The sequence below is a fragment of the Brevibacillus borstelensis genome, assembly GCF_036700025.1.
In the GTDB taxonomy this organism is placed as follows: Bacteria; Bacillota; Bacilli; order Brevibacillales; family Brevibacillaceae; genus Brevibacillus; species Brevibacillus borstelensis.
The window spans coordinates 5,235,633-5,252,584 of sequence record NZ_CP144922.1; the positions used below are offsets into that span (position 1 = coordinate 5,235,633).

The window sequence follows — 16,952 nt, forward strand, 5'->3', positions numbered from 1 at the left end:
CCCTACTCATCTTCATCAAAATTATGGATTTGGCGTGCTCGTTGCTTGTTGTAGCGATAAGGCTTGCCGTTTTGAAAAAACTCGAGACGTTTGGCAAGGAACGCAAAGGGAGCCCGGATGAAGCTGTTTTTCCAGTCGATGAGGCGAACCGGATAAAGCGGGGAGAGGTACGGTCTTCCCAAGCTCGTCAGCCGCAAGAGATGGCTGATGAGGAAGCTGACCGCCATCATGATTCCGATCAGACCAAGCAGCCCCGCCATCAAAATGATGGGAAAGCGAATCACGCGGATCGTAGAGCCGATCACGTAGCTGGGAGCGATAAAGGATGACAAGGCTCCGAGCGCAACAATGATAATCAAGATGTTGCTGGTAAAGCCCGCCTGCACGGATGCTTGCCCAATCACGATACCGCCAACGATGCCAATCGTCTGTCCTACTTTGGTAGGAAGCCTTGCCCCTGCTTCTCTCAAGAGTTCAATAATAATCTCCATCATCAAAGCTTCAAACAGAGGCGGAAATGGGACTCTGGCCCGGGACTGTGCGAGTGACAAAAGGAGATCAGCCGGAATCATTTCGTAGTGAAAAGTGAGTGCCGCCACGTAAAGCGGTGTAAATAGCAGGGAAGCGATCATCGCGGAGACACGGAGAACCCGGTTAAACGTGGCAATGCTCCAACGGAAGTAATAGTCATCCGGCGACTCAAAAAAGTGGATTAACGCAGTTGGCCCAAGCAGCACAAACGGACTTCCCTGCATCAATATGGCCACCTGACCCTTCCGCAAAGCGCTTGAGACGCGATCCGGCCGCTCCGTTTGCAGCAATGTGGGAAAAACGGTAATTTCATTGTCCGCTATGTACTGAGCCAAAATGTTGACTTCAACAAGTCCATCCACCTCCAAATCTTGTATCCGTTGACGGATGGTTTGAACATGCTCCGGATTCGCCGTTCCCTCCATGTACAGGATGGCGACTTCCTGCGGCACGCTTTTCCCAACCCATAGCTGCTCGTGAAATAGCTGAGGGGAGGCAAGGTATTTGCGAATGATCGACAGATTCATATCAAGATCTTCAACGAACGCTACTTGCGGGCCAAGTACGTTGGTCTCGATTTCCGGCCTTTGCAAATTGCGTGTTGCCACCCCGCTGGCAGGTATCGCCAATCCATAGGGAGCTCCGCTTACATGAATGTAAATGGCACCCTTGAGCAACTGGTTGATGACCTGCTCCTGCCGGGATTATCCGCTGAGAGGCCGGGACACCGAGCCGATTTTCCACCTCGCTGATCGTTGCGTTCTGGAGATCGAGCTGCCTCAGCTCCGGCAAAACCTTTGTGTAGACAACCTTGTTGTCAGCCATGCTGGACAGAAAATAAATCCGTACACGGCCTTCTTGTTCGTCAACATGCTCGACAATCAGGTCTGCTGTATGGGAAAACCAGTCACGGATGACATCGGAAGCCACCACTTCCCCTCCTAACACATGGGATACGGCTAGTTTTCCCCAATCTCTCCGATTGATGGCAAAAAAAAACGACACGCTTATCTTTGCGTGTCGCTGCTTGTTTGCTGCGGAATGGAAGACGTCTCTTTTTCTTCTTTGAGCGGAGGCTGCAGCGCTTCCTGAATAAACGCTTGCACCTTGTCCACGTCGGGAATCAATACCGAGCCGGCCCGATGAGATTCACGGAAAGTTCCCATCGGCGGCAGCTGATACTGCCCCGGCTGCTGCGTGTCCAGCGAAAGCCCCAATCCGGCCAGCTTCAACATATCCATAGAGCTGATGTTCGTCTGCACGTATGGAGTGATCTGTTTTAAAATGGAAGGAAGCTGAATCAGGGTCGTTCCGTTTTTCATCTGGCTGGCAAGAGCAGCCATCAGCTTGCGCTGCCGCTCTGTCCGGGTGTAGTCGGAAGTAGCGTCATGGCGGAAACGAACGTATTGCAGCGCTTTGGTTCCATCAAGCCGTTGCAGTCCTTTTTTCAGATCGATGTCATACATGCCTTTGTCTGTCGGGTCGCGGTAGCGCATGTTTTTTTCCACATCGATCTCCACACCGCCGACAGCATCGATCAGGTGCCTGAAGCCTTCAAAATCAGTAATGACATATCTGTCAACGGAAAGACCCGTCAGTTGGCTGACCGTTTCCATCGCCAATTCCGGTCCGCCCTCTACGATAGCAGCATTGATGCGTGAACTGCCGTGACCGGGTATCTCTACATACGTATCGCGCAAAATGGAAAACAAATCGTATCTTTTGGTCACCGGGTCAACGCTCACAAGCATCATGGAGTCTGAACGGGGAAGCCCATTGTTCTTCATGCCGCGCCGGTCTACCCCCATGAGGAGAATATTGACCCGGTCCTTTCCATCCCATACAGGCATCTCCGCTGCCTTGGTCGTCTCCCCCGGCTCCTGCCGATGTTCGATGACGTTGGGCGCTTGTATGTCTTCAGCAAACTGATAAAATGCGTATCCGTAATAACCTCCTGCCACAATGACGACGAGGAGAAGCATAAACAACAGTCGTTTTAATGTACGAATCAAGCATAACTCCACCTTTGTTTCTGTCTGAATGCGGTCAACTCCCACTTTGTCTAGTATACTCGAATCACGTCGAGATGGGGCAGCCTTTATTTGCCTGATGGCAGCTACTTTATAAACTTTTTGATTTACAATATTTAATAATTCAGCTATACTACTTCCAAAACGTACCGCAAAGGGGGAGGCCCAGCATGATTTCACCAAGGGCATGGCTCCACCGCTATCCCCGGGAAGCCTGGCTGTTTCTTGCCGCCAGCTTTCTCAACTCTTCCGGCAGTGCCTTTATGTGGCCCTTGACGACCTTATATGTCCATACCCAGCTGCACCGTTCCATGACCGAGGCCGGTTTTGTGCTCATGCTGCAATCGCTGGCAGGCATCGTCGGTCAATTTACCGGAGGATCCTTGTTTCATCGGGTCGGAGCCAAGCGGCTGATCGTAGGCTCACTCCTGCTGCAGGCTTGCTGTATGCTCGGAATCCTGCTTTTGGGCAACTGGTATCTATACATCGGATTTATGATCGGTCTTGGCTTTTTGTTTAACGTGTCGAATCCCGCTATCCAGGCGTTTATCGGCTTTCGCTGGAAGGAGCAGCGGCGTGAACTGTTCAACATCGTGTATGTGGGCAACAACCTCGGCATGGCCGTAGGTACCGCGCTGGCTGGCGTGATTGCGGCCATTTCCTTTCACTTTACGTTTTTGTTCAACAGTGTGAGCACGTTTCTTTTTGCCGGCTTTTTCTTTTTCTTCATGCGAAACATGTCTCACGATGAACTGGTCGGCTCGATGAGCGAAAAAACGGAAAAACGGAGCCAAGGCTCGATGCGGCTGCTTCTGCGTTATCAAATATACCTGTTTATGGCGCTTGGTTCTGCCTTCATTTTCTTCTCCACGACCGTTTGGAACACGGGCGTCGCTCCCCACCTCACCTCGTCAGGCATGCCGCTGGCTGCCTACAGCTGGCTGTGGACGATCAACGGCATCGTCATATTTGCCGGACAGCCCGTCACCTCCTGGTTGAAAAGGCTGGTAAAGCAAAATCTGTCCTCCCAGCTTGTCGTCAGTGCCATCGCTTACGGCGGGGGATTCGGGTTTATGCTGTTCTTTCATGACAATTATGCGGCTTTTATCATCGGTATGATTATTACGACCTTTGGAGAAATGCTGATCGCTCCTACTGTCCCGACTTTTATCAGCGAGAAAACCGGGGAATCGGCCCCGTTTTATCTCGGAGCCGTAGGGGCCATTACATCAGGAGGCCGCTTGCTTGGACCGCTTTTTTTCGGGCAGATGTACGACGCGGGCGGGATTGTTCCTGCGCTTACGCTGGCGACAGTAGTCTCGTCGGCTGCAGTCGTGCTGTGTCTGATCCATGCATCGTTCCATCGGGAGCGAAAGGGACGTGTGGAGGCTTCCGGCAAAACTGATTCATGAAAGCAAAAGAACGCGGCATCAAAACTGCCTCTCCATTTGTTTCGATATGTCTAACAAATGAGGAGTAGTTCAATGACAATCCCGCGTTCTTTTTTGTGTATTTATAGTCAAGCTTGCTTCTCTTCTACTCTTCCCACGCCAGCTTCGGCTGCCGGTACCACTCTCCGGACATCCATTCGCCTGCTTTCCAGCGCAGCACATCCGCACGGACCAGCGGCATGATCTGTTGAAAGAAGCTGACCCGTTCGATGTCCGTCATCGGAACAAAACGATTCGCTGCGGCTACATCGGCTTCCAGCTCGTTCATTTTGCTGACGCCCAAGACGGCAGTCGATACAGGCAAGCTCCACGTATAGCGCAGCGCCTGCTCGGTCCAGGGGGCCAACTGTCCCAGCGCCATTACTTTCATGCCGATCACAGCGACCCCTCTTTCCACCGCCAGCGGCACGAACTCATGGGCAAAGCTGTAGATGAAATGATCAAGTGCGGATAGAGCGACCAAAGCGCTGTCAAACGGAAAACGGCGGATCGCTTCGGCGAGCAGCCGGGGGTCGGTATGTCCGCTGATGCTGAGCTTTCTGACCATTCCCTGTTCCCGCGCCTCGATCAGCGCTTCCAGCGCCCCGCCTTTGGCAAAAACGGCTTCCAGATCATGCGGCTGCATGACGTTATGCACCCGCCATTCATCCACGTAGTCTATCCCGAGCCGCTTCAGACTGCCCTCCAAGTCTCGCAAAGCCAGATCCCTCGTACGGCCTCCGGTTTTTGTGGCGATCCACACCTTGTCCCGCAATCCGCGCAAGCCCAGCCCGACCCGCGATTCGGACTGTCCGTCGCTGTAGCTGGGTGCTGTATCAAAGTAATTGACCCCGAGCTCTACAGCGCGCCTGATGATCGCAATCGCCTGTTCCTCCGTGCAATCATGCTCGTCTACAATCCGCTGGGCGCCAAAGCCAAGCAAGGAAACCTGGTGGGAGTCTCGTCCAAACGAACGGGTAAGCATTGTTCTCATCCTTTCCAAGTGAAAAAGGGGCTACGATTTAACAAGACGCCCCCTTCGGAGCGTCTTGTTGACAGTCTGTTATGATGTGCTGCACGTTATCCGCAGTATTTGTCGTATGCGTCGGTCAGCAGCTTGGCGATGGTCGGCAAATCGTTGTTTTCGATCTGATGGCGCTCAATCATGGTCATGATTTTGCCGTCTTTCATCAAAGCAAAGGACGGAGAGGATGGCGGGTAGCCTTCGAAGTACTCGCGCGCTTTTGCCGTCGCTTCTTTATCTTGGCCCGCGAAGACCGTGTACAGATGGTCCGGCTTTTTCTCGTGGTTGATCGAATAAGCGACAGCCGGACGGGCAAGACCAGCCGCGCAGCCGCATACGGAGTTGACGACGACAAGAGCCGTCCCCTTCATTTCTGAAAAGGCTTTTTCAACTTCTTCCGCCGTTTTCAATTCGGTAAAACCTACACGTGTCAGCTCGTCACGCATCGGTTGAATGACTTGGCTCATATATGCCTCATAGGACATCATTTGGCATTCTCTCCTTTGTGGATCACGATTCACTTATCCCTATTATACCCTCTCTTGTGCCCAAGGAGAATGTCGGAAGTGCAAAAACACAAAAACACCTTGATCAGGTGTTTTTGTCCAGGCTTTGCTGTTCGTTTTTCATCCGGCTGAAGATCGTCGCCACGATTGGGCCGGAGATGTTGTGCCAAACGCTGAAGATCGCGCTCGGAACTGCAGCCAATGGGGAGAAATGGGCCGTGGCGATTGCTACGCCCAAGCCGGAGTTTTGCATGCCGACCTCGATGGAGATCGCTTTTTGTTTTGCTCTGTTCATGCCGAACAGTTTTCCAAACAAGTAGCCGATCAGAAGTCCGAGACCGTTGTGCAGCATGACGACGCCGAAAATAGCAAGACCGGTCGTCGCGATTTTTTGCTGGCTTCCGGCTACGACAGCTGCTACGATCGCAACGATGGCGATGGTGGAGACCAGCGGCAGTGCCTTTGCTCCCGCTTCCGCCGGTTTTTTGAACAACGTTTTGACGATAAATCCAAGAACGATCGGAATGATGACAATTTGCAGAATGGACCAGAGCAGGGCCAGCGCATCCACCGGTACCCATTGGCTTGCAAACAGCAGGATGAGCGCAGGCGTTACGATTGGCGCCAGCAGCGTGGTGACAGAAGTAACCGCTACAGACAACGGGACATCCCCTTTTGCCAGATACGTCATGACGTTGGAGGCAGTACCGCCCGGGCAGCAGCCGACGAGGATGACGCCGACAGCGATCTCAGGAGGAAGCTGCAATCCCTTCGCCAAGCCGAAAGCGAGCAGCGGCATGATCAGGAACTGTCCGAGTACGCCGACCGCTACGTCCTTGGGACGGCGGAACACTTCCCGGAAGTCGGACGGCGATACGGTTAACCCCATACCGAACATGATAATGCCGAGCAACGGCGTAATGTACTTTCCGATCCATTTGAATGCGTCGGGGGAAAAGAAGGCCAGGGCCGCAAACAACAGCACCCAGATGGCAAATGTTCTGCCGACGAAATTGCTTAACTTTTCTAACGATTCCACTTGTAGCACTCCTTAGTTTATCTATAATTAAAAAATTAGTATTTATTATCATTAGCGTTGCATAAAAAATGAATCCATCTATTGTCAAATTATTCTGAATGACATTTTCAACTTTACAACCAAAAACGAGAACAGCCAAGCAAAAGGTAGCCACTATCCATTTGGTAGTTTTATACATTTATTACAACATCGACAACAACAAACAACACTTACTTCCTTTTCTGTCGCCCTCTGGATGTTCGTTTGGATTGGTAATCCATTCTGCCTATCCATTGTTCAAAGGTCTGCCAGAGAAACACTTTGAGCCATCTACTGATTTGCAGCAGACTGTGCTGACTGTTTCTTTCCAGCTTTACAAGAAGCAACAAGCAGTAAGCAATGAGAGCGAGAAAAACTTGATTCCAGACCGCATTTTCACTTGTTCCATAGAACGTCTTGATCTTTGCGTGTTGTTTCATCCATTTGAAAAACAGTTCTATTTGCCAGCGCCAACGGTAGATGTCGCTCAATTCTTCTGCTTCTAAGTCGAACCGATTGGTGATGATTCGAATACGATTTCCTTTCGAATCATGCGTTTCAATCAGTCGTAACACATTATCCACCCGTTTTTGTGGCGTTCCAAGAAGGATCATGGAGTCGGATAAAACGGAGCTTTCTGGTGGTACTTTGAAAGTATACAAATGACGAGTTTCCGCGTTATCCTTGAGACGTGAAGCAAAAAAGATGCCCTGATCGGTATACTCATCGAACTTTTCATAATCCACGTACCCTCGATCAAAGACGTACATGGCTCCGATCTCATCAATCAGCGACTCCATTTGGGTGCGGTCATTGGATTTGGCACAAGTTAGGGAAATCTTTTCAGGATAGACATCCTCCTGGCTTGCGAAAACGAGACGAAGATGAATTTTGATTCCTGCCTTTGTTTCGCGAAAGGTTGCCCACTTATACTTTTGCAAACATAATCCAATTGTAGTGGAATCAATGATCTTTATGTGTTTTCGAAGAGAGCAGGCTTTTCCAGAAACGCGTTGAATTTGCTGGACAAGGTCGACAAAAACTTCTTCAAGCAAAGCAGGTTCTACCCGATTGTTTTTTCGACTAAGCTGTGCGGGGCTGATCGATGACAGTCCTAATTCTTGCTGAAATTTCTTTGATAGAACATCGTCAGCAATGGCTCGAAGCCCTTCGCGTTGCTGAAGTTGGGCATGTAAAAATAGGAGAAGATACGCTTTTGTCGTCAGCTTCTTCACGTACTTGTCTTGATCCGTTTCGTCAATTCGTTGTTGAAGTTTCATAATATTGATGGGTGCAACCCATTTACCAAATGAAGAAAATAGGGTATTCTTGTCCATGAGCTATCCTTTGCGTTGGATTTGGACAGGAACTACCTGACCTTTCCAGTGTAAAGGATTTTTTTGTTCCCTAGACAACCAAATACCAAAGATTATGTGTATTTTGAATGATGGGAAAAGATTAATGCAACGCTAGTGATTTATTATAATTGACTGAATTTGAAATTGCCATCATGAAATGCAGTCTACGGGCTTTTTTTCGAGAGTACGTGTTGATGAAAACAACGTATGAAAGACTGCCATCGTCGGACCGCATGTTGAAAAGGCCATCGTCAAGTTAGTGTAATGACAATGGCCTTTCCTATTGAACAACCTTTTGGCGCTAGAATGTTCTCTCCTACACTTCCATGAGGATCGTCAGGATCATCGGGTTGCGGCCCGTTTTTTCGTAAATGAACGGCTTGATCACTTCGTTGATCTGGGATTTCAGCTCGGACCATTCCTTGATTTTCTTGTCCAGCGCTTCCTGCAGGCGCTGGCGGACGAGAACGGTCGCCTCCTGGATCAACGACTCGGATCCGCGCACGTAGACGAAGCCGCGGCTGACGATGTCGGGGCCGGTGAGAATCTTGAAGTTTTTCATATCCAGGCTGACTACGACGACCATCAGGCCATCCTCGGCCAAATGCTTGCGGTCCCTGAGCACGATGTTGCCCACGTCGCCCACTCCGCTGCCATCGATCAGGACGATGCCGGCCGGAACCTTGCTCAACCACGCCTTCTCGCGGGTGCAGTTCAGCACATCGCCGTTGTCCATGATAAAGATGTTGCTTTCCTCGATGCCGACCTGCTGGGCAAGCTTGGAATGAGTCTTCAGCATCCTGTACTCCCCGTGAATCGGGATGAAGTACTTCGGCCGGATAAAGTTGAGCATCAGCTTCAGCTCTTCGCTGCTTCCGTGGCCCGACGCGTGAATGTCAAAGGCCGAGTTGAGAACGACATTGGCTCCTGCCCGGTACAGCTTGTCTATCGTGCGGCTCACGTTGACCGTATTGCCGGGAATCGGCGACGCGGAAATGATCACCGTGTCCTCCGGGTAAATCGAAACACTGCGATGAGAGCCGGACGCGATCCGGGTTAGGGCTGCCATCGGCTCGCCCTGGCTGCCTGTACAAATAATCAGCACCTGGTTGTCCGCGTAGTTGTCGATGTGCTTGATGTCGATCAGCATGCCCTCCGGCATAGTGATGTAGCCCAGCTCTTGTCCGATCAAAAACACCTTTTCCATGCTGCGCCCGATTACCGCCACTTTGCGGTTGCACTCGGCGGCGGCATCGACCACTTGCTGCAGACGATGCACATTAGACGCGAACGTAGCCAAAATAATACGGCCCCGCGCCTTTCTCACCACGTCCAGAATGCCTTCGCCTACAGTGCGCTCGGACATTGTAAAGCCGTAGCGCTCACTGTTCGTGCTGTCGGAGAGCAGCGCCAGCACATTTCCCGAGCTGCCGATCTTGGCAATCTTCCCGTACTCGGTTGTTTTTCCGACAGGGGTCATGTCGAACTTGAAGTCACCCGTGTGAACGACCAAGCCCTCCGGCGTCTCCAGCACGATTCCGAGCGAATCCGGAATGCTGTGATTGGTTCTGAAGAATGTGGCCTTCATGTTTTGGAACGGAATCTCCGTTTCCTCCGAGATCGGGATCAATTGGACCTCGTTTTGCATGCGGTGCTCTTCCAGCTTTGCCTTGACCAAGCCCAGGGTAAGGCGTCCGCCGTAGATCGGCATCTTGATCTGCTTCAGAATGTACGGAATGGCGCCGATGTGATCCTCATGGCCGTGTGTCAACAAGAGCGCCTTGATTTTGTGCTGATTGCTGATCAGGTAAGAAACGTCCGGAATGACCAGGTCGATCCCAAACATCTCATTTTCGGGGAATTTCACCCCACAGTCGATGATCACGATCTCGTCTTCATACTCGACACAGTACATATTTTTTCCGATTTCGCCGAGACCGCCCATCGCGAAAATCTTAACTTCGCTCAACTTCTTTCCTCCTACCTCAACGTGCATGTTTTGTTGGAAACCCGAACCAATGCATGCCATATTTATTGTATCACAACCCAGCACGTTCTTTTCATTCAGTCTAGCCAAAATGCATCCGAAAGGAAAGTCGGTCCGTCTGGATTCTACGTTTGCATACACGCTTTAAGCATACCACCTGCACATCCTACATAAGTATTATAAGTAACCCAAGCAAGACATAAGCTTTGATCCAACAACGGGGCACTGGAATAAATTTGCAAATGTCCGTTTTCATGATATCCTATTTAGGGTGCTTGCTTACTTTTTCCATGGATCAGCGAAAGATGCAAGTCCCACATATCCGGTCAAAAAAAGCGGGTGGTAGCGTGATGAAAAGGATTGCTGTGGCAGGAGCATGTACCCTGTTGGTAGCCGGGACACTCGGCTGGAATCACTCGACAACCAGTGCTGCAGAAGAAGAATTTACCGGAGAACTGCCGTTGGAACGATTTGCATATGACAAAAGCAAGGATTCTGACTCCCGGCCGATCAGCCCCAATTTCCTGAACTACAATGCCATTCCCGTGCGGATCATCATGGGCAATGACAAAACGGAAGCGTATGAAGACGCTGTTCGTTCAGTCGTTGCAAGCAAACAAAAGAACAGCGTAATTACCTCGCTCTACGTAAGCGACGATGAAGATGAGGGGTATGTGCTGGAGACGACGGAGGACGGCATTTCCTATGTGCATGTTCTGGAAAAGAACGGCGGAGACTGGGCGGTCGCCAGGGTGGAAAAGCTGGAGTGGAAGAAAAAGAAGCGCGGAGAATAGCGATAGTCGGTGAGCCTGTTTGCGTATGCGGATGGGCTCTTTTATTTTGGGGGGAAGGTGACTGACTATTGGAGACATGAATTTGAAAGGCCTGCTGGGTCGGGCTTTGGGGGCAGGAGAAGAAAAGAATACTAGAGCTGCTCCGCTCCTGAACAAAATCGTCTTTTCATAAATAACAATCCCTCCCCTGCAAGGGCACGGCTGCAAGCCACGCACTGCACGGGAGGGATTGTTCATGTCGGGACGATATTGATGCTCGCCCTTAGATTTTTATCAGTCAGCCAGTTGAATCATTTCGTTCAGGATTTGGTCCATGTCCATATCGGACGCCATTCCGTAAGCGCGGCGCATTTTTCCGTCCTGATCGAGGAGGAAGATGCGGGCGGTGTGGACGTAGGAGCCGTCCGGCTGTTTCAGGGTCGCCATCCCGAAGTCTTTTGTCACCTTGTCGATGTCGGCCTGCTCTCCTCTGAGGAATTGCCAGCCGCTGAAATCGACGTTGAATTGCTCGGCGTATTTTTTCAGCACGTCCGCCGTATCGCGCTCGGGGTCAAACGTAATGGTGACGAATTCCACCTTGTTCCCGAAGCTTCTCTTTTCCTTCAGCTGCTCCTGCAGCTTGGACATATTGAACGTGGTCGCAGGGCAAATATCCGGGCAGTGGGTAAACATGAATTCCACCAGCCGTACCTTGCCGTTGTGCTCCGACAGCGTGTACTTCGTGCCGTCGATGTTGTCCAGCGAAAAGTCATTCACTTGCTTCAATACAGGCAGCTGGTTCTTTTGCCAGTATTGGTAGCCAAACACGGCGGCGATCAGCAGGATCAGCACTGCAGCTACCAGCGTAAACCAGTGCCGCTGCAAAAAGGTCGCCTGCTCCCGTTTTCCTGCACTCACGACAATCCTCTCCCTATCAATTGTTGCTTACCTGTTCTCTATTGCTCTGTCTCTCCCGGCCAAGCCAGCATTCCGCCTACCATATTGGCCGCGTCAAACCCGAGATTGGTCAAGTACTCGGTCGCCATGTGGCTGCGTGCTCCGCTCCGGCAGACGAGCACAACGGGCACGTCCTTGTCCAGCTCGTCTACGCGGTGCGGCAAAAAGCCGAGCGGAATCAGCCTGGCCTCCTTGATATGGCCGGCATTCCATTCTTCTACTTCACGCACATCTACGACTTGCAGCTCTTCTTTCGCCGCCAGCTTCTCCATCAGCTCCTGCGGGGTCATTTCCTTTACGCCTTGATCGCTCATCTGCAAACAGCCTCCTGTATGCTCAGGTTTTCACCTTGCTTTCACTGTCTCCCATCATACCATATGCGGACGCTATTTTTGAATCGGACGACCCTGCACGTACTTGGCGTCAAAAAGGAACAGCTTGAGCAGCAGCAAAAGCGACGGAATCAGCAGGAAAAGACCGGCGATCAGTCCGATCACCAGAGCCTTGCCCATCGCGGGGCTGTTGATGCTGTCCGTGATCGTAATGTACGGGTAGAGCAGGTACGGCAAATGGGCCATTCCATAGCCAAAGAACGCGAAGGCAAACTGCAGCATCACGAGAATGAACGCCCAGCCGTAGCTGCGCTTTTGCAACTGCAGGGCAAGCGCACCGCAAAAGCAGGCAAAGGACAAAAGGAACAGCCAGCTGATGTCCATCATCTTGTCAAAATGCTCCGGGTTGTGCCGGTGAATGGAAAGGAACACCAGGAAGCTGGCGAAGATCGTCGGCAGGCTCCAGGCAATCGCAAAGGAACGAAGCAGCTTGACCGCGGCTGTGTCTTTTGCCCGGTCCGCATAAAAGGTCAGGAAGCTCGCGCTGATGTACAGCACGCTCACCAGCGCAAGGGCTACGACCGACCACGAATACGAGCTGGTCAAAAGCTTGCCCATATTCAGGACGATTTCTCCGCCAGCCATCTGCTCGATATAGCCCCCTTCGGAAATTGTCAGGACCGTGGACAGGGAAGCCGGGATAAACAGCCCGGTCACGCCGTAGACGAACAAGTAGGCCGTGCTGTTGCGCGCTCCGTAATGGGCAAAGGCGTAGAACGACCCCCGGAGCGACTGCAGGACGAGAAAGATGCTGCCCGGTACAAGCAAGGCTGTTCCGTAGTAATACGCCGTATCCGGGAAAAACCCGATGAGCCCGACCATGAAGAAAATCAAAAAGACGTTCGTGACTTCCCACACAGGCGACAAATACCGTTCAATGATCGCGTTGACGATATGATCCCGCCGCGTGACTTTGCAGAAAAACGAGAAGAACCCCGCTCCGAAGTCAATCGACGCAATAATGATATAGCCGTACAAAAAGATCCACAGCACCGTAATGGCCAATGTTTCCAGAGCCATGTCGCATACCCTCCCTTCCCGCTACTTCAACTCGGCTTCAATCGGCTTGTTCTTGAACATCCGCTTCAACACAAGCGAGCAAACGATGGCCAAAAATGCGTACAGAAGACTGAACATCACCAGCATCTCACCGACGTTGTCCGCCGTCGTAGCCGCGTGCTGCGTTTTCATGTAGCCGACGAGAATCCACGGCTGCCGCCCGATCTCCGAAAAAATCCAGCCCAGCTCGATGGCGAGAATTGAAAGCGGCGCTCCCCAGAAAATCGCATGCAACAGCGGCCTCGGGACGTTCCCCTTTTTCCAGCGGCGAACAGCAAAATAGAGAAGCGGCACAACCAGCATGTACATCCCGATCGCCACCATGCCGTCAAAGAAGTAGTGGATAACCAGAGGCGGCCAAAGCTCGCGAGGAATTTGATCCAGCCCCATCACTTCGCCGTTTGGCGAACCGGTCGCGAGAATGCTGAGCGCATAGGGCAGCTTCACGGCTCCCTTCACTTCAAGCGTCTCCCGGTCCAGAACGCCGCCAAAGATCAGCTCGGCCTGCGGCTTCGTCTCAAAGTGCCATTCTGCTGCCGCCAGCTTGGCCGGCTGGTATTTGGCCAGGTACTTTCCGGCAAAATCGCCGTACAGGGCCGTCCCGAAGGAAAAAAGCAGCGCCAGGGCCACCGTGAAGTGAAGCGCTTTGCGGTAGTACTCGTGACGGTTGCCTTTGAGCAGCTTCCATGCAGCGATGGCGGCAAGGATAAAAGCAGAAGTTGCATACGAGGACAGAATCATGTGCCCCGCCTTTGTCGGCGTAGCCGGGTTGAACATGGCCGTGAGCGGCTGCACGTCGACGATAGCGCCATTTGCGAGCGTAAAGCCCTGCGGCGCATTCATAAACGCGTTCACCGTCATGATGAAGAAGGCAGAGGCCGTCGAGCCAATCACGACCGGGATGGAGAACAACCAGTGGATATACGGATTTTTAAAGCGGTCCCAGGTATACAAATAGATCCCCAGGAAAATCGCTTCAAAGAAAAAGGCAAACGTCTCCAAAAACAGCGGCAGCGCAATCGCCTCGCCGGCCACCTTCATGAAGCTTGGCCAAAGCAGGCTGAGCTGAAGCCCGATACAGGTGCCTGTCACGACACCGACCGCAACGGTCACGGTAAAGCCCTTTACCCAGCGGCGGGCCATCAGCGTGTACATTGGATCTTTGCGCCGGATGCCCAGCCATTCGGCAATCGAAATGATTACGGGAATGCCTACGCCCATAGCGGCAAAAATGATGTGAAACCCAAGCGTCAACGAGGTCAAGATACGAGCCAGCATCGTGTTGTCCAGTTCCATACGTTGTCTCCCCTCCCGAAAACAACATTTTCACAGTGGTTATATGTGAATGTGATCACAATCCTCTTTATCATATGGCTTGTGCATGCATTATGCTGTGAACAACGAAGGACGAATTGGTTACGGAAAAACGGCGAATTGGTTACGAAAATAAGGCGATGCTCGGTCATCGGCCAAAGCGCCTCTGCTGTGGTATGATTTGAAGCAACGAAACGGAAAAGGAGTGGTTGGGATGTCCGCATTTTGCACGTGCTCTTTTACTCGTATTCAAGAGGGATGGGGATCATAACTTCTTGTCTTCATTCAGAAAATTGTTTCCCTGTCCCCTCTTCATCTGAATGAACAGAAAGCAGGACAAACAGGGGGAATTTGATCATGAGCATGGAGATTTTCTTTGACATTCACAGCAATCTGCCCCGGGAAGGCCCCGGAAACAATGATTCGACCCGAAAAGCTTTTTCGTATGTCAAAAACATTCCGGGCGATGCTCGCATTCTCGATGTTGGCTGCGGTCCGGGCATGCAGACCATGGAGCTGGCAAAGCTTTCGGACGGCCCGATAACGGCAGTCGATACGCATCAGCCGTTTCTGGACGAACTGGCCCGGCGAGCTGCGGAAGCAGGGGTTTCCCATCGGATAACGCCTGTAAATGCCTCGATGTTTGCGTTGCCCTTTGAGCCTCTTTCCTTTGACGTGATCTGGTCGGAGGGAGCGATCTACATCATGGGCTTTGGCGAAGGGCTGCGGGCATGGCGTCCTCTGCTGAAATCAGGAGGATACCTGGCTGCAACAGAGCTTTGCTGGCTTCGGGATGAACGTCCTGACGAAGTGGAGCGGTTTTGGGCTGAGGCTTACCCGAGCATGAAAACGGTTGAACAAAACCTGCGGATAATCGCTGAGGCAGGCTACACCTTGCAGGAGCATTTTGTTCTGCCGGATTCGGCCTGGTGGGATGACTACTATGAACCGATGCGTGAGCGGATCAGTCATCTGCAGGATCGGTACAAGAACGACCGGGACGCGCTCGCGACGCTGAAAGAAGCCAGCCGGGAAGTTGAGCTGTACCGAAAGTATTCCAGCTATTACGGCTACGTGTTTTACGTGATGCAAAAGAGCGATTCAATCGACTGAGATGATCGCTGTTTGTAACAGACAAAGGGAAAGCCTCTAGCTCTCCTCTTTTTTCTCAGGCAACTTGTCCCAGATGACGATGTTTAGCGTGGCGATCGGTTCCAAAAAAAGCGCCCAAATTGCCAAGCGCTTGGCAATTTCTACGCCACAAAAAACGAAGAAAAACGGAGCTAGAGCGAGATCGCACTTTTTTGACCAAAAAACCCATTTTGTTCACGCCTGGCGGACAATTCTTATCGATCGCCAGGGCGTTAATTGCCGAAAACGGCAAAAAACGGCCGAAAATGGAGATTCGAACACAAGGTGACATAATACCGATATTTATTCAGCACCCTAGCGTAACTGACACAAATTTATGTAAGAAGATCCAGCATAGCGAAGCTTTTGAAAAAACCCCTTTGTCAATAGAGATTGAACTGTGACCCGTAAGATGGACACTTTAAAAAAGTGACCCTCTTGCGGGTCACAGTTCAAAAAGGGGGGATTAGTCATTTCTTCATGGTTTTCAGTTCTTTACACAAACGCTGCTGACTCATCAATACTCCAAACAGTGTAGCTCCTGACAGAAGAAGTAAAACTGTTATGATTGTGGCCATGTTCATTTCCTCCTTATCATTTGATATAATTGTGAGCAGAAAGAAATCGCCATTTTCTTTCTGCTATTTATTTTTCCAGGGAAGGATCGGATACTTCGGATTCTTCTTTTTTTTGACTTTCTTGCTCTTTGTTAGCTTGTAAGGACACGTTTACTATGTCCCGTATTTGAATGGTTAAACTTACATGTCGGTAAATAATGCAGATGGCTAAAACTGCAACAAGTCCAGCAATTATGGTGATCGTTGTTTCATTCATCCTTCCTCCTCCTTTTCTCTGATCATGATGAGATCAGTTCCAAAACTGCTAAATGTAAACTTTGCAGACTATCTTCGAGTGGCATACGTATAAACCACGTCATTTTTTCTAGTTCGGGTTGTAAGTATTTTAGTAAGGCTTCCTGCGCTTCCCGATTTCCTCGTTGCGCATCATGCACCAATTTGCAAAAAACATCATCTTCCAGCATTACGTTCCTCCTTTAGGCAAAGACAATTTTTTTATGAAGTCTTTGTAATCCTTGTACTTTGCAGGCGTGGAGTCGAGAACGGGAGATACGGAGTTCTTGCGCTACTTCACGTTCCGTTCTCCCTTCAATCACCACTCGTTGAATGATGAACCTCTCACGTTCAGGTAAGCTGTTGAGCAGTTCTTCGACAAATAACTGGGAATCAATCGAGTCGTGGTACGGAACTTCCTTGTGATCGTCAAGGAACATTTCCCGCCGATACTGCTTTTTGGCTTGGTATTGTAACTTCCAAGCCGTCCGTTTGATCTGCTGAAGAAATTGAACTTTTGTCCATGTCTGTTTTGGCATAGAATCCCCCCAC

General features: G+C 51.0%; 18 protein-coding genes. 4 read left to right on the top strand and 14 right to left on the bottom strand.

Features of this window, described 5'->3' with window-relative positions; all coding sequences use genetic code 11:
• Window positions 1-2 precede the first annotated feature (2 nt).
• Window positions 3-1,208: a spore germination protein gene (locus V5G20_RS25125; protein ID WP_228006693.1), complete on the bottom strand. Its 1,206-nt coding sequence runs from the start codon at window positions 1,206-1,208 to the stop codon at window positions 3-5.
• Here V5G20_RS25125 and V5G20_RS25130 point away from each other — a divergent pair.
• Entirely contained in the window at window positions 1,201-1,476 is a 276-nt protein-coding gene (locus V5G20_RS25130; RefSeq protein WP_227277989.1) for a hypothetical protein, read from the top strand. The two genes, V5G20_RS25125 and V5G20_RS25130, sit on opposite strands and share 8 nt — an antisense overlap.
• Window positions 1,477-1,538: 62 nt before the next feature.
• Here V5G20_RS25130 and V5G20_RS25135 read toward each other — a convergent pair whose 3' ends face one another.
• Window positions 1,539-2,513: an LCP family protein gene (locus V5G20_RS25135; RefSeq protein WP_194247065.1), complete on the bottom strand. Its 975-nt coding sequence runs from the start codon at window positions 2,511-2,513 to the stop codon at window positions 1,539-1,541.
• Between the two features lie 218 nt (window positions 2,514-2,731).
• Between V5G20_RS25135 and V5G20_RS25140 the strand changes: the two genes are divergently transcribed.
• A complete protein-coding gene (locus tag V5G20_RS25140) occupies window positions 2,732-3,973 on the top strand; it encodes an MFS transporter (RefSeq protein WP_338462645.1) in 1,242 nt (413 codons plus the stop codon).
• 124 nt (window positions 3,974-4,097) lie between these two features.
• On the opposite strand, the gene V5G20_RS25145 is transcribed toward V5G20_RS25140, so the two are convergent.
• The 5 genes from V5G20_RS25145 to rnjA form a co-directional block, all read right to left on the bottom strand.
• Complete coding sequence (locus V5G20_RS25145) at window positions 4,098-4,976, bottom strand: aldo/keto reductase (RefSeq protein WP_338462647.1); 879 nt, start codon at window positions 4,974-4,976, stop codon at window positions 4,098-4,100.
• Window positions 4,977-5,071: 95 nt separating this feature from the next.
• Window positions 5,072-5,503, bottom strand: coding sequence for a BrxA/BrxB family bacilliredoxin (locus V5G20_RS25150; protein WP_003389830.1), 432 nt, complete (start codon window positions 5,501-5,503; stop codon window positions 5,072-5,074).
• Window positions 5,504-5,606: 103 nt separating this feature from the next.
• The gene (locus V5G20_RS25155) at window positions 5,607-6,560 is read right to left on the bottom strand and encodes a bile acid:sodium symporter family protein (RefSeq protein WP_338462649.1); all 954 of its coding nucleotides are present in this window, start codon (window positions 6,558-6,560) and stop codon (window positions 5,607-5,609) included.
• Window positions 6,561-6,769: 209 nt separating this feature from the next.
• Entirely contained in the window at window positions 6,770-7,915 is a 1,146-nt protein-coding gene (locus V5G20_RS25160) for an IS4 family transposase (RefSeq protein ID WP_025845287.1), read from the bottom strand.
• Window positions 7,916-8,252: 337 nt separating this feature from the next.
• Window positions 8,253-9,932, bottom strand: a complete 1,680-nt coding sequence (gene rnjA, locus V5G20_RS25165) for a ribonuclease J1 (protein WP_031932584.1) — start codon at window positions 9,930-9,932, stop codon at window positions 8,253-8,255.
• Window positions 9,933-10,273: 341 nt separating this feature from the next.
• Here rnjA and V5G20_RS25170 point away from each other — a divergent pair, with 341 nt between their 5' ends.
• Window positions 10,274-10,717 (top strand): hypothetical protein, encoded by a 444-nt coding sequence (locus V5G20_RS25170; RefSeq protein ID WP_003389833.1) that lies wholly within the window; start codon window positions 10,274-10,276, stop codon window positions 10,715-10,717.
• A 273-nt stretch (window positions 10,718-10,990) separates the two neighbouring features.
• On the opposite strand, the gene V5G20_RS25175 is transcribed toward V5G20_RS25170, so the two are convergent.
• The 4 genes from V5G20_RS25175 to V5G20_RS25190 form a co-directional block, all read right to left on the bottom strand.
• A complete protein-coding gene (locus V5G20_RS25175) occupies window positions 10,991-11,614 on the bottom strand; it encodes an SCO family protein (RefSeq protein WP_172920752.1) in 624 nt (207 codons plus the stop codon).
• 38 nt (window positions 11,615-11,652) lie between these two features.
• Window positions 11,653-11,967, bottom strand: coding sequence for a rhodanese-like domain-containing protein (locus V5G20_RS25180; protein ID WP_003389835.1), 315 nt, complete (start codon window positions 11,965-11,967; stop codon window positions 11,653-11,655).
• 72 nt (window positions 11,968-12,039) lie between these two features.
• Window positions 12,040-13,065: a cytochrome d ubiquinol oxidase subunit II gene (locus V5G20_RS25185; protein ID WP_003389836.1), complete on the bottom strand. Its 1,026-nt coding sequence runs from the start codon at window positions 13,063-13,065 to the stop codon at window positions 12,040-12,042.
• A 21-nt stretch (window positions 13,066-13,086) separates the two neighbouring features.
• Window positions 13,087-14,400, bottom strand: coding sequence for a cytochrome ubiquinol oxidase subunit I (locus V5G20_RS25190; protein ID WP_003389838.1), 1,314 nt, complete (start codon window positions 14,398-14,400; stop codon window positions 13,087-13,089).
• A 375-nt stretch (window positions 14,401-14,775) separates the two neighbouring features.
• On the opposite strand from V5G20_RS25190, the gene V5G20_RS25195 reads away from it, so the two are divergent.
• Window positions 14,776-15,531 carry a class I SAM-dependent methyltransferase gene (locus V5G20_RS25195; protein ID WP_122958059.1) on the top strand — a complete coding sequence of 252 codons (756 nt, stop codon included), beginning with the start codon at window positions 14,776-14,778 and terminating at the stop codon, window positions 15,529-15,531.
• A gap of 663 nt (window positions 15,532-16,194) precedes the next feature.
• Here V5G20_RS25195 and V5G20_RS25200 read toward each other — a convergent pair.
• From V5G20_RS25200 to V5G20_RS25210, 3 genes are read right to left on the bottom strand one after another with little or no spacing between them, the layout of a single operon-like run.
• Window positions 16,195-16,383 carry a hypothetical protein gene (locus tag V5G20_RS25200; RefSeq protein WP_024983798.1) on the bottom strand — a complete coding sequence of 63 codons (189 nt, stop codon included), beginning with the start codon at window positions 16,381-16,383 and terminating at the stop codon, window positions 16,195-16,197.
• Between the two features lie 22 nt (window positions 16,384-16,405).
• A complete protein-coding gene (locus V5G20_RS25205) occupies window positions 16,406-16,591 on the bottom strand; it encodes a hypothetical protein (protein WP_024983799.1) in 186 nt (61 codons plus the stop codon).
• A gap of 12 nt (window positions 16,592-16,603) precedes the next feature.
• Window positions 16,604-16,939: a sigma factor-like helix-turn-helix DNA-binding protein gene (locus tag V5G20_RS25210; protein WP_024983800.1), complete on the bottom strand. Its 336-nt coding sequence runs from the start codon at window positions 16,937-16,939 to the stop codon at window positions 16,604-16,606.
• Between the last annotated feature and the right edge of the window lie 13 nt (window positions 16,940-16,952).